Source organism: Streptomyces sp. NPDC102258, from assembly GCF_055584685.1.
Window position 1 is genome coordinate 14850 of record NZ_JBVJLO010000013.1, and the last position, 12703, is coordinate 27552.

9 protein-coding genes are annotated in these 12703 nt (G+C 72.6%); 5 read left to right on the forward strand and 4 right to left on the reverse strand.

Annotated elements, in window-relative coordinates; all coding sequences use genetic code 11:
* Positions 1-616 precede the first annotated feature (616 nt).
* From ACZ6ZT_RS22160 to ACZ6ZT_RS22180, 5 genes are all read left to right on the forward strand, one after another.
* Positions 617-4798, forward strand: a complete 4182-nt coding sequence (locus tag ACZ6ZT_RS22160) for a Pls/PosA family non-ribosomal peptide synthetase (RefSeq protein ID WP_469721450.1) — start codon at positions 617-619, stop codon at positions 4796-4798.
* Between the two features lie 34 nt (positions 4799-4832).
* Positions 4833-6209, forward strand: coding sequence for a M1 family metallopeptidase (locus tag ACZ6ZT_RS22165; RefSeq protein WP_469721451.1), 1377 nt, complete (start codon positions 4833-4835; stop codon positions 6207-6209).
* A gap of 227 nt (positions 6210-6436) precedes the next feature.
* Entirely contained in the window at positions 6437-7444 is a 1008-nt protein-coding gene (locus tag ACZ6ZT_RS22170; protein WP_469721577.1) for an alpha/beta hydrolase, read from the forward strand.
* Positions 7445-7508: 64 nt separating this feature from the next.
* Positions 7509-7946 (forward strand): DUF7144 family membrane protein, encoded by a 438-nt coding sequence (locus ACZ6ZT_RS22175; protein ID WP_469721452.1) that lies wholly within the window; start codon positions 7509-7511, stop codon positions 7944-7946.
* Positions 7947-8010: 64 nt separating this feature from the next.
* Positions 8011-8802: an FAD-dependent monooxygenase gene (locus ACZ6ZT_RS22180; RefSeq protein WP_469721454.1), complete on the forward strand. Its 792-nt coding sequence runs from the start codon at positions 8011-8013 to the stop codon at positions 8800-8802.
* Positions 8803-8975: 173 nt separating this feature from the next.
* Here ACZ6ZT_RS22180 and ACZ6ZT_RS22185 read toward each other — a convergent pair whose 3' ends face one another.
* The 4 genes from ACZ6ZT_RS22185 to ACZ6ZT_RS22200 all read right to left on the reverse strand — a co-directional run bounded on the left by ACZ6ZT_RS22185 (position 8976) and on the right by ACZ6ZT_RS22200 (position 12647).
* The gene (locus ACZ6ZT_RS22185; RefSeq protein ID WP_469721456.1) at positions 8976-9761 is read right to left on the reverse strand and encodes a hypothetical protein; all 786 of its coding nucleotides are present in this window, start codon (positions 9759-9761) and stop codon (positions 8976-8978) included.
* 284 nt (positions 9762-10045) lie between these two features.
* On the reverse strand, positions 10046-10657 hold the full coding sequence (locus ACZ6ZT_RS22190) for a hypothetical protein (protein WP_469721457.1): 612 nt from the start codon (positions 10655-10657) through the stop codon (positions 10046-10048).
* Positions 10658-10784: 127 nt separating this feature from the next.
* The gene (locus ACZ6ZT_RS22195; protein ID WP_469721459.1) at positions 10785-11312 is read right to left on the reverse strand and encodes an SMI1/KNR4 family protein; all 528 of its coding nucleotides are present in this window, start codon (positions 11310-11312) and stop codon (positions 10785-10787) included.
* A 177-nt stretch (positions 11313-11489) separates the two neighbouring features.
* Complete coding sequence (locus ACZ6ZT_RS22200; protein WP_469721461.1) at positions 11490-12647, reverse strand: magnesium and cobalt transport protein CorA; 1158 nt, start codon at positions 12645-12647, stop codon at positions 11490-11492.
* Positions 12648-12703 lie beyond the last annotated feature (56 nt).

The following is a 12703-nucleotide window of genomic DNA, read 5'->3' on the forward strand; positions in this document are numbered from 1 at the left end:
CCGGGCGGTATCGCGCATGGTCCGCGTCTGGCCGGGGCCCGGATCGGGCGCGGTCCGTGCCTGGCCCGGACCCGGTCCCGGCCTTGGCCCCGGCCAGGCCTTGGGGGTCCCGGCTCCGGGCCGATGCCATCACCGAGGGGGGCGACGTCGCCCGCGCCACGGTCGAGGAGCCTGCCGGGCGGTATCGCGCATGGTCCGCGTCTGGCCGGGGCCCGGATCGGGCGCGGTCCGCGCCCGGCCCGGCCCGGCCCAGCCCAGCGCTGGTCCTTGCCCAGCCCTGGTGCCTGCCCGGCCCTGGTGCCTGCCCTGCCCTGCCCGGCTCTGCTCTGGCCCTGGTCCTGGCCCCGCCTAGCCTGACCCCGGTCTTGGGCCGCCTGGCCTGGCCCCGGCCCGGTCCCGGCGTTGCCCGGCCCGGGCCGGGGTCGGGCGTTGGGCTGCGTGGGCGGTGGGGCGTGGCGGTCGTGCCTTTCCCGGCCAGGCGGCGGCCTTCGACGGGAAAGTTCTCGACGTCGCACTAGACTGGCGGGTTGTCCGTAGCTGGACTGGAACAACCCGGGCACTCCCGGGCTCCGCCGGCGCGGCCCGGGACGCTTCCCGGAACGAGACGCGAGGGCCCATGGCAGCCACACCAGAGCGCGGCGAGACCACCCTGCCGGACGACGGGAGCCCGTACGAGGAGAGCGGCAAGTCCGCCCTGTTCCGTGCCGGACCCGCCGCCCCGGCACGCACCCTCGTCGACGTCCTGGAGGCCTCCGTACGGGACCACCCCGACGAACCCGCTCTCGACGACGGCACCGAGCAGCTGACCTACCGGGCCCTCGCCGTCGAGGTCGAGCGCAGGCGCCGTGCCCTCGCCGCCGCCGGAGTCGGACTCGGCGACCGGGTCGGCGTCCGCGTCCCCTCCGGCACCAACGAGCTGTACACCGGCATCCTGGCCGTCCTCGCCGCCGGAGCCGCGTACGTACCCGTCGACGCCGAGGACCCCGACGAACGCGCCGACCTCGTCTTCGCCGAGGCGGGCGTCCGGGCGATCCTGGGCGCCGCCGGCCGCATCGAGGCCATGCCCACCACCGGCCCCGGCCCCGGCATCGGCACCGACGCCACCGCCCCGGAGGCCCGCTCCGACGCCCACGTCCCCGACCCCACCGGCGCGGGCCGCGGTACGGGTGCCTCCGGCATTGGGCCCCGTACGGATGCCACGGGCTCCCGGACCGGCGTCCTCGCTGGCGTCCGTACCGCTGCCCCCGGCCAGGGGCCCCGCACCGACGCCCGCGCCCCCGACGCCTTCGGCTCGGCGTCCCGTACGCACGCCACCGGATCCCGGGTCGGCGTCCTCGCCCCCGCCGGCCAGGCGGCCCGGCCAGGGCCCGAGCACGACGCGTGGGTCATCTTCACCTCCGGCTCCACCGGCAAGCCGAAGGGCGTCGCCGTCAGCCACCGCAGCGCCGCCGCGTTCGTCGACGCCGAGGCCGCCCTCTTCCTCGCCGACGCAGACGAGCCCATCGGCCCCGGCGACCGCGTCATGGCCGGGCTCTCCGTCGCCTTCGACGCCTCCTGCGAGGAGATGTGGCTCGCCTGGCGGCACGGCGCCTGCCTGGTCCCCGTACCCCGCTCCCAGGTCCGCAGCGGCGCCGACCTCGGCCCCTGGCTGGCCGAGCAGGAGATCACCGTCGTCTCCACCGTGCCCACCCTCGCCGCCCTCTGGGAGCCCGAAGCGCTCAACGAGGTCCGGCTGCTGATCTTCGGCGGCGAGGCCTGCCCGCCCGAGCTGACCCAGCGCCTGGTCACCGAGGGCCGCGAGGTCTGGAACACGTACGGGCCCACCGAGGCCACCGTCGTCGCCTGCGCCTCGCTCCTGACCGGCGAGGAACCCATCCGCATCGGCCTGCCCCTCAACGGCTGGGAACTCGCCGTCGTCGACGAGTCCGGCGAACCGGTCCCGATGGGCGGCAGCGGCCAGCTCGTCATCGGCGGCGTCGGCCTCGCCCGCTACCTCGACCCCGCCAAGGACGCCGAGAAGTACGCCCCCCTGGAAACCCTCGGCTGGGACCGCGCCTACCGCAGCGGCGACCTCGTCCGCGCCGAACCCGAGGGACTGGTCTTCCTCGGCCGCGGCGACGAACAGATCAAGCTCGGCGGCCGCCGCATCGAGCTCGGCGAGGTCGACTCCGCCCTCCAGGCCCTGCCCGGCGTCGCCAGCGCCGCAGCCGCCGTCCGCACCGCGCGCGGCGGCAACCAGCTCCTCGTCGGCTACCTCGTCACCCAGGACGGCTGGGACCACGCCGCCGCCGTCGAGCGCCTGCGCGCCGAACTGCCCGCCGCCCTCGTCCCGCTCCTCGCCCCCGTCGACGAACTGCCCACCCGCACCTCCGGCAAGGTCGACCGCGACGCCCTGCCCTGGCCGCTGACCGGACTGGAGCCCACCGGCCCCACCGAACAGCTCTACGGCACCGAGGCCTGGCTCGCCGAGCAGTGGAGCGAGGTCCTCGGCGTCGCCGTCACCACCGCCGCCGACGACTTCTTCGCCATCGGCGGCAACAGCCTCGCCGCCGCCCAGCTCACCACCCGCCTGCGCACCCGCTACCCCCGCGCCGCCGTCCTCGACATCTACCAGCAGCCGACCCTGCGCAAGCTGGCCCGGCGACTGGAGAAGTCCGTCCAGGACGACGGCGCCGCCCGCACCGTCACCCCCGTCCGGCTCCGCTCCCAGCTGGCGCAGTGCCTGCTGCTGCTTCCGCTCTTCACCCTCGTCGGACTGCGCTGGACCGTGCCCCTGCTGGCCCTCGGCAACGTCCTGCACCTCCTCGGCCCCTACCCGTGGGCGCCCACCGCCCCCTGGTGGCTCGTCGTCGCCGCCGCAGCCCTGCTCTTCAGCCCGCCCGGCCGCCTCGCCATCGCCGCCGGCGGCGCCCGCCTGCTGCTGCGCGGGGTCACCGCGGGCCGCCACCCGCGCGGCGGCAGCGTCCACCTGCGGCTGTGGACCGCCGAACGCCTCGCCGAGTGCGCCGGCGCCACCTCCCTCACCGGCTCCTGGCTGGAGCGCTACGCCCGCGCCCTGGGGGCCAGGATCGGCCCCGAGGTCGACCTGCACTCCCTGCCCCCCGTCACCGGCATGCTCAAACTGGGCCGCGGCTGCGCCGTCGAGTCCGAGGTGGACCTCTCCGGGCACTGGCTGGACGGCGACCGGCTCGTGATCGGCCCCGTCAAGGTCGGCGCGGGCGCCGTCGTCGGCACCCGCAGCCTGCTCTTCCCCGGCGCCCGCGTCGGCAAGCGCGCCGAGGTCGCCCCCGGCTCCGCCGTCGCCGGACAGGTCCCCACCGGGCAGCGCTGGGCCGGGGCCCCCGCCGTCAAACTCGGCAAGGCCAAGCGCAACTGGCCCAAGGAGCGCCCGCCGCGCCCGCTGCGCTGGCGGGCCGTGTACGGGGCCGCCGGCTTCGGGCTGAACGTCCTGCCCGTCCTCGCCGCCGCGCCCGCCCTCCTCGTGGCCACCCGTTTCGTCCCCGCCGACGCCGGGCTCGGCGCCGCCCTGAGCGGGGCGCTGCTCGCCGTGGTCCCCGCCGCGCTCGCGTTCGGGTGTGCGTACGCCCTGCTCCTGCTGGTCTCCGTACGCCTGCTCAGCCTCGGGCTGCGCACCGGGCTCCACCCCACCCACAGCCGGATCGGCGTCCAGGCCTGGACCGTCACCCAGCTGATGGACCTGGCCCGCGAAACCCTCTTCCCGCTGTACGCCGGGCTGATCACCCCCGTATGGCTGCGGCTGCTCGGCATGAAGATCGGCCGCCGCGCCGAGGTGTCCACCGTCCTCGCCCTGCCCAGCCTCACCACCGTCGGCGAGGGTGCCTTCCTCGCCGACGACACCCTGACCGCCCCGTACGAACTGGGCGGCGGCTGGATGCGCATCGGCCACTCCGAGATCGGCCGCCGGGCCTTCCTCGGCAACTCCGGCATGACCGCGCCCGGCCGCTCCGTACCGGACGACGGGCTGGTCGGCGTCCTGTCCGCCACCCCGAAGAAGGCCAAGAAGGGCAGCTCGTACCTGGGCCTGCCGCCGGTGAAGCTGCCGCGCTCCACCGCCGACTCCGACCAGAGCCGCACCTACGACCCGCCCGCCCACCTGCTGTGGGCGCGCGGCCTGGTGGAACTGTGCCGCCTCGTGCCCGTGTTCTGCTCGGCGGCGCTCGCCGTCCTGACCGGCGCCGCGCTCTGCGCCCTGGCCACCGGAAGGGGCGTGGGGCTCGGGATCTGGGGCGCGGCCCTGCTGTCCGGGATCGTCCTGCTCGCCGCCGGAATCCTCGCCTGCGCCGTCTCCGCCGCCGCGAAATGGCTCCTGGTCGGCCGCCACCGCACGGGCGAGCACCCGCTGTGGAGCGGTTTCGTGTGGCGCAATGAACTGGCCGACACCTTCGTCGAGGTCCTCGCCGTACCGTGGCTGGCCGGATCCGTCCCCGGTACGCCCCTGATGTCGCTGTGGCTGCGCTCCCTCGGCGCCCGCATCGGGCGTGGCGTGTGGTGCGAGAGCTACTGGCTGCCCGAGACCGACCTGGTCACCCTGGGCAGCGGGGTCAGCATCAACCGGGGGTGCGTCCTGCAGACCCACCTCTTCCACGACCGGATCTTGAGGACGGATACTGTGGTCCTCCGCGAGGGCGCCACCCTGGGCCCGGGCGGCATCGTCCTGCCCGGGAGCACGGTCGGGGCCCGCAGCACACTGGGTCCCGCCTCCCTCGTGATGGCCGGGGAATCCGTCCCCGCCGACACCCGCTGGCTGGGCAATCCGATCGAGTCGTGGCGGTCCTGAGCGGCCGGGCACAGCGCAGGGAGCAGACACGGCCATGAACGGCAGCGGCCAGAAGACAACGGCATCGGACCCGTACTTTCCGGCCAACGGCGACCCCCGTTACCGTGTGCACCGGTACGAACTCGCCCTGGACTACCGTCCCGCCCCCAACCGGCTCGCCGGGACGGCCCGGCTCAGCGCCATCGCCGGCCGGGCCCCGCTCACCGAGTTCGCCCTCAACCTCGCCGAGTTCCGGGTCGGCCGGGTCCTGGTGAACGGCCGCGCCCCGCACTACGCCCACCGCGGCGGCAAGCTCCGCATCAAGCCCGCCAAGCCGCTTCCCGCGGGCGCCGCCTTCACCGTCGAGGTGCACTGGGCGGGCAACCCCAAGCCGGTGAACAGCCCGTGGGGCGGCATCGGCTGGGAGGAGCTCACCGACGGCGCGCTCGTCGCGAGCCAGCCCGTCGGCGCGCCGTCCTGGTACCCCTGCAACGACCGGCCCGCCGACAAGGCCTCGTACCAGATCTCCGTCAACACCCCCTCCGCGTACACCGTGGTGGCCGGCGGCCGCCTGCTGACCCGTACGACCAGGGCCTCCACCACCACCTGGGTCTACGAGCAGCCCGCACCGACCTCCAGCTACCTGGTCGGCCTCTCCATCGGCCTGTACCAGACGGTGCTGCTCGGCGACCCCGGCCTCGACGGCGTCCCGCAGAGCGCCCACGTCCCCGCGCACCTGCTGCCCCGCTTCTCCCGGGACTTCGCCCGCCAGCCCGCCATGATGCGGCTCTTTGAGGACCTCTTCGGGCCCTACCCCTTCGGCGAGTACGCGGTCGTCGTCGCCGACGAGGAACTCGACGTCCCGGTCGAGGCGCAGGGCCTCTCGCTGTTCGGCGCCAACCACGTGGACGGCGTACGGGGTTCCGAGCGGCTCATCGCGCACGAACTCGCCCACCAGTGGTTCGGCAACAGCGTCACCATCGCCGACTGGCGGCACATCTGGCTGAACGAGGGTTTCGCCAAGTACGCGGAATGGCTCTGGTCGGAGCGCTCCGGCGGCCGCACCGCCCACGACCTGGCCACCGCCGCCCACCGGCTGCTGGCCGGGCAGCCGCAGGACCTGCGGCTGGCCGACCCGGGGCGCAAGCTCATGTTCGACGACCGCCTCTACCAGCGCGGCGGGCTCACCGTGCACGCCCTGCGCTGCGCCCTCGGCGACGGCGCCTTCTTCCGCATGCTCCGCGACTGGGCCTCCGCCCACCGCCACGGGGTGGTCACCACCGCCGCCTTCGCCGCCCACGCGGGCCGCTACGCCATCGAGCCGCTGGACGACCTCCTCACCGCCTGGCTGCACACCCCGGCCCTGCCGCCCTTGCCCGCACCCCCGGCGCCGCCGGCCCGCCCGCCGTACCCCCCGGCGCCGGGGGCGTGAACGCGGACCGGCCCGCGCCGCGGGTGGGTCCCGGGGCGGTGGTGGAGCGGCCCGAGCCGCCGCCGGCCGCCGGCCCGGCCGCCGTACCCGCCGGAGCCGGGCGCGTGAGCACGGACCGGGTTGCGCCGTCCGTGGCCCCCGGGCCGGCTGCGGACCGGCCCGAGCCACCCGTGGACCCCGAGGCGACCGTGGAGCGGCCCCCGCCTTCCCTGACCCCCAGGCCGGCCGTGGAGCGGCCCGCGCCGCCCCTGGACCGCGAGCTGGCTCTCGTACTGGACGCGTCGCGGCGGCGGCCTAGGGAGCCGGTCACGCCGGAGAACCTGGCCGCCGTGCAAGAGCGGGACGCGGCGGCCCGGCCCAGGCCGACGGCTGCCGAACTGCGCGCGGGCGGGCTCTTCGAGGTGGCCGAGCACCGCGTGCCGGGACCGCCGGGCGCGCCGGACGTCACGCTGGTGAGCGCCCGGCCGGCCGGGCTCGCCGGTCCGCTGCCGCTGCTGTACTACCTGCACGGCGGCGCGATGATCCTGGGCAACGCGTGGTCGGTGCTGCCGCGGATCCTGCGCGAATGGGCCCTCCCGCTCGGACTCGCCGTCGTCTCGGCCGAGTACCGGCTGGCGCCGCGCACCCGTTACCCCGGCCCGCTGGAGGACTGCTACGCGGGCCTGGTCTGGACGGCCGCGCACGCCGCCGAGCTCGGCGCCGACGCGGAGCGCATCGTCCTCGGCGGCAAGAGCGCGGGCGGCGGCCTCGCGGCGGCCCTCGCCCTGCTGACCCGCGACCGGGGCGGTCCCGTACCGCTGGGGCAGCTCCTGCTGTCCCCGATGCTGGACGACCGCGGCGCCACCTTCTCCAGCCACCAGATGAGCGGCCTCGACCGCTGGGACCTCACCTCCCACACCACCGCCTGGGAGGCCCTGCTCGGCGACCGGCGGGGCGCCCCGGACCTCCCGCCGTACGCCGCCCCCGCCCGCGCCACGGACCTCTCGGGGCTCCCGCCGGCCTACATCGAGGCCGGCTCGGCCGAGATGTTCCGGGACGAGGCGGTGGCGTACGCGAACACCCTCTGGCGCTCCGGCGGCCAGGCGGAACTCCACGTCTGGCCCGGCGCCTGCCACGGCTTCGACAGCCTGGCCCCCGACTCCGCCCTCACCGCCTCCGCCCGCACCGCCCGCACGACCTGGCTCACCCGCCTCCTGGCCCCCGGATGCCGAGGGGAAGTCCCCGTGCCAGGCTGAAAACGGGGTACTCCGCCGACCCGGGCGTGCCGGGTTCCGGCTCCGTGAGGCAGGGAGAACCGACATGGCCCATGACGCCAGCAACCTCCACGACACCCCGCACCCCTGGCGCGCGCCCACCTCCGGCACCACCGACCTGGCAGCCGCCCTGATGATCTTCGGTGGCGCGATGGCCGTCTTCGAGGGGATCTCGGCCATCGCCACGGACAACGTGTTCCTCGCCACCCGCCACTACGTGTTCGAGTTCAGCCTGACGGGCTGGGGCTGGATCCACCTGGTCATCGGCGTCCTGCTCATCGGCGCCGCCATCGCCGTCCTGCGCGGCGCTCTCTGGGCCCGCCTCTTCGGCGTCACGATCGCCGGCCTGGGCGCGATCGCCAACTTCCTGTGGCTCCCGTACTACCCCCTGTGGGCCCTCATCCTGATCTTCCTCAACACCGTCGTCATCTGGGCCCTGTGCACAGGCATGCACCGCGAGGCCGCCGCACCCCGCCCGTCCTGACCGTTCCGTTCTGAACTCCCGCCTCCCTCCCTACACTTGGGGGCTTCCCCTCTCAGGGAGGCCGGTGCATGCCCACCACACCCGACTACGACGTCGTGATCAGCGGGGCGGCATACCCGCCCTGGAGCAGGCGGGAGCGGTGCGCAACGCCGCCCGCTGGTACACCCGCTGGGCCTGGATCGAGCCGAAGGCGGCACCGGGCGGCCCGCCGTTGCCGTACGCGTACAACGTCCGCCGCAGCACGCTCGACCCGCTGATCAGGTCCCACGCGGCGCGGACCCCGGGCGTCGACGTGCTCCTCGGCCACAAGGTGACGGGCCTGCCCCGGGAAGCGGGGCGGACGGTGGGGGTGCGTACGTCCACGCCCCACGGCGAGCGGGAACTCCGGGCCCGCCTGGTGGTCGGCGCCGACGGCAAGGACTCGACGGTGGCGAAGCTCGCCGGGGTCCCCGTCCGCCACTACGCCAACGCCCGCTTCGGCTACCTCGCCCACTTCCGCGACCTGCCGCTGCACGGCGGAATCGGCCAGACCTGGTTCCTGGAACCCGACATGGCGTACGCCTTCCCGAACGACGGTGGCGTCACGGTGCTCGCGGTGCTCCCCTCCAAGGAACGGCTGCCGGCCTTCCGGAAGGACCTGGAGGGCAGCTTCCACGCCTTCGTGCGCGCCCTGCCCGAAGCCCCGCCCATCGACTCCGCCGAACGCATCTCGAAGATCACCGGCGCCCTCGACTACCCCCTGCACACCCGCAAGCCGACCGCCCCGGGCCTCGCCCTCATCGGCGACGCCGCCCTCACCGGCGACCCCCTGTGGGGCGTCGGCTGCGGCTGGGCCCTGCAATTGGCTCGGGGATGACCTCTCGGAGCGCATCGATCGCGGCCTGCCGGTCGGGGGCTTGTTGGCAGATGGCGGTCAGGTCCTTGGCCACCCTCGCGATGACCAGTTCCCCGATCGGAGTGATCTGGCCGTTCCGTGTGGCGAGAGTGTCTGGAGGGAACGCGTCGAGATCGATGCTGGTGCCGGCCACTTCACTCCTCGGGCCCGTCGGGATTATCGCAGCACAAAGCGAAGGTTCGTGTGGCGCCGTTGACGCAACCGCAGGATGAGCTGGGCTCGGCTGGTGCCACAGAAGTTGCTGCGACTGCGCTGACCAGTTCCTTTGCGCTTGCGGCACGCTGAATATGTTTCAAGCTGTCGAAGGTCATTCCCTGCAGATTGCGGCCAATGCTCACGAACAATGCGCCGCAGTGGAGGGCTCTGTACCAGCGGGGGTAGTAATTGAGGTTGGCCAGGCGGAGGAGTTCCGAACCTTCCGAGGAGATGAGCATTTCGCCGGACTCGAAGTGGGCGGTCAGTCCTGGTGTGTGCTCGGTCTCGTCGATCGCCTGAGCGTCCTCGCTGTCCTCGCGATCGATCCACTCCGGGTAGGCGAACCCGAACCCGGCGAACCCGGCGAGTAGATTGTCGTGGACCTCCCCAGTGCGTGTGATCTTGTAGCCTCCGTAGGTATCCAAGATGAGGGCGGGAACAGCTCCTCTTTCGCCGACCATCAGGGCACACTCGACCTCGAAATACACCCGGTTCTCGTCCGGTGCGCGGTCCGTGGTGTAGATTCCCGAGCTTCCGCACTGTGGATGCACGAGTGCAGCCCACTTGATGCGACTCTCGCGGTGAATGATGGCGATCAGGTTGGCGGGACTATTTGAACCGATTGATTTTCCGCACGCCCGGCAGCACTCCTTCTTGGTTGCTAGGCGTTGCTTAATTCCGGGCAGGTCTACACCCTTGAATTGTTCGCGAACAAGGGTCGCCACCTGGATTCTTCGAGCCACTACGCCTCCCTCTTCAGGTTTACGACCGAAAATAGTGTCCCGCCCGGGTCGGCAATGACTCATGTCACCCATTCGGTCGGGAGCGCGTAAAGGTGCCGGAGTCGCAGAGTGTGCCAGGGGTCGCTTCGGGGAGCGCGGCGAGGGCGCGTATCGGACGGACGAGCCGAGCGTCCGGTGGTGCCGGCTTCTTGCGGCGCCAGGGGCGGGACTGGGTGGTTTACCGGGCGTTTCGGTGGCGGTTGACGCAAGCTGAGGTTGGCAAACGGTTACCCGGGGCGGATGGAGCGTCCACTTCGAGGCCGCTCCAGCGAATCCGTACCGAAGGAGGTCGCCTGCCCCCGGCAATGTTCCAGCCCCGCCGCCACCTCTGCCTGGTCCGAGCCGTCCTCGGTCGCCAGTAGTTCCCCGGCCGTAACCATGGCCGCCCAGAACTCGGGAGGTGAGCCCCGCTCGTCCCGGAACCGGGTCCGCGCGAAGAGCAGAAAGATGTTCGTCAGCTCGCCGGTACGGAACCAGGGGATCATGCCGCCAGGGAAGCCTCCGCGGGCACAGGCGGCAGTCCACAACAGGTCACGGATCCGCTCACCGCGACCGTCCAGCATCCGGTCCACGACGAACACGTGCCCACAGGCGAGAAGCATGGCGACGAGGTCTTCCTCTCCCACTTCGAACTCGTCGAAGAGGGGCCGAGCCTCGTGGATTCGGGCTTCGGCGTCCGTCCGGGGCACCCCGAGGGCTAGACACAGGGCCAACGCGCAGGCGCCCCAGTCACCGTTGTGCGCGGCCAGTTCTGCGAAGACCTCCTCTTCGCCCTGCCCGGTGGCCAGCATCTCGCGGGCCTCCAGGACCAGCGTGTTCTCGCCTTCCCGATGGTTCATGGGCAGAGGCTATAGCGATGCTCAGACGCGGCAGGGAGCCGTGGTGATTCGAGTAGCGGCCCCCATTCCCCTGCTGTGGGGACCGTGCCGAAGGGGCGAGCCGGTCGTGCTGGTGACGACGCGGGGTTCAGCGGCAGAGCCTCATGATGGTGTCGTCGAAGTTCGGGAACTCCTGGGCCGCCAGCTCGATCACGGCTGAGGCCGAGCGGCGGTGCGGTGCGAATCCTTCGGCGATGGCGGCCAGCTCCGGGTTCGGGCGGGCCCTCCAGTCGGGTTCGTACGAGGTGGCGGCTTCCCAGGGGCCGAAGCCGTCGGCCAGTAGCCACAAGAAGTCGCCCAGATCGCGGGCGACGACACCGGTTTCGCCCTCGGAGCCGAGGAAGACGACGGGTTGCTCGGTCAGTGGCCGGATCGGGCGGATGAGCCAGAACGCCGCGTACCCGCCCGTGCCGTCCTGTCCGAACACGCGGAAGTCGTTGCCGTCCAGTTCGCTGTTCCCGGTCCACGCCTGGAACCAGTCGGTGGTCTCGGCAGCGGACAGGAAGGCCGGGAAGGGCTCGAAGTCGACCCCGGTCTTCCCGTCGGCGTAGTCGAATCGAACGGCCATCGCAGTGGCGAGCGCGGCGGGGAACTGTCGGTCATCGGTGGGCTTCACGGAGACAGGCTAGACAGGGGGTCGGACATCGACGCCCTACGGGCAAGGTTGTTGGACGACTGCCGGCTTGTAGTCGTTGGGGGAGACCGGACAGACCTGGTCGCGACAACGGGTGGCACAGCATCTGCTGCGCCATCCGTTGTCGTTACGAGACGATCAACGGTGCTGATGTGCGGTCTACAGCCAGTCGCGCTTCTTGAAGATGACGTAGAGGCTCACGCAGACCACTGCCATCAGCAGGATCGCGAACGGGTAGCCGAAGTGCCAGCTCAGCTCGGGCATGGTTTCGAAGTTCATGCCGTAGATCGTGCCTACCAGGGTGGGGGCGAAGAGGATGGCGGCCCAGCTGGAGATTTTTTTGATCTCCTCGTTCTGTTCGAAGCCGGCTTCGGCCAGGGCGCGCATTTCGGCGTTCTGTTGTTGGGAGACCAGGGTGGCGTTGACCGTGAGGATTTCGGTGAGGGCCTGGCGGAAGCCGTCTACGCGTTCGCTGGTGTGGGTGACGTGGTCGGCGACGTCGCGGAGGTAGCGCTGGAGTTCCTCGTCCGTGCCGTACTTGGCGAAGCCGGCCATCAGGCCGTGGAGCATGCCGACCAGGGGGCGGGTGGCGCGTTGGAACTCGACCATTTCGCGGGAGAGTTCGTAGATGCGGCGGGAGACCTCCGGGTCGCCGCGGAAGACCTCCGTCTCGATCTCGTCCATGTCGTTCTGGACGCCCGCGACAACCGGGGCGTAGCCGTCCACCACCGCGTCGAGGATCGCGTACAGGGCGGCTTCCGGGCCGAGGGAGAGGAGCTCCGGGGTCGCCTCCATGCGGCGGCGGACGGCGGAGAGGTCGGGGGCGGCCCCGTGGCGGACGGTGATCAGGAAGTCCGGGCCGACGAAGACGTGGAGTTCGCCGAAGTCGACCTCCTCCGGGGCGTCCAGGTAGCGGGCCGCGCGCAGGACCACGAAGAGGGTGTCGCCGTAGCGCTCCAGTTTCGGGCGCTGGTGGGCCTCCAGGGCGTCTTCGATGGAGAGCGGGTGGAGGTTGAACTCGGCTGCCAGGGAGTGGAGTTCGTCCTGGGTGGGGCGGTGCAGGCCGATCCAGGCCATGCCGCCGTGCTGTTCGCGCAGCTGCCGGAAGGTGTCCGCGAGGGTGGGCGGGGAGGAGACCCGGCGGCCGTCGCGGTAGACGGCGGAGTCGATCACGCTCCGGTGGTCCGGGGGGAGCGGGGCGGGGGCCGGGCTCGGCGGGGCGGTGGGCGGCGGGGTGGACGCGCGGAGCCGGCCCGAGCGCTTCCCGGGCGGGGACGGGGGCGGGGACGAGGGGCGGCGGTCTGGGCGCTCCGGCATCGCAGGTCAGCTCCCGGGGAGGGGGACAGGCGTTCACGTCATACGTACGTTTACGG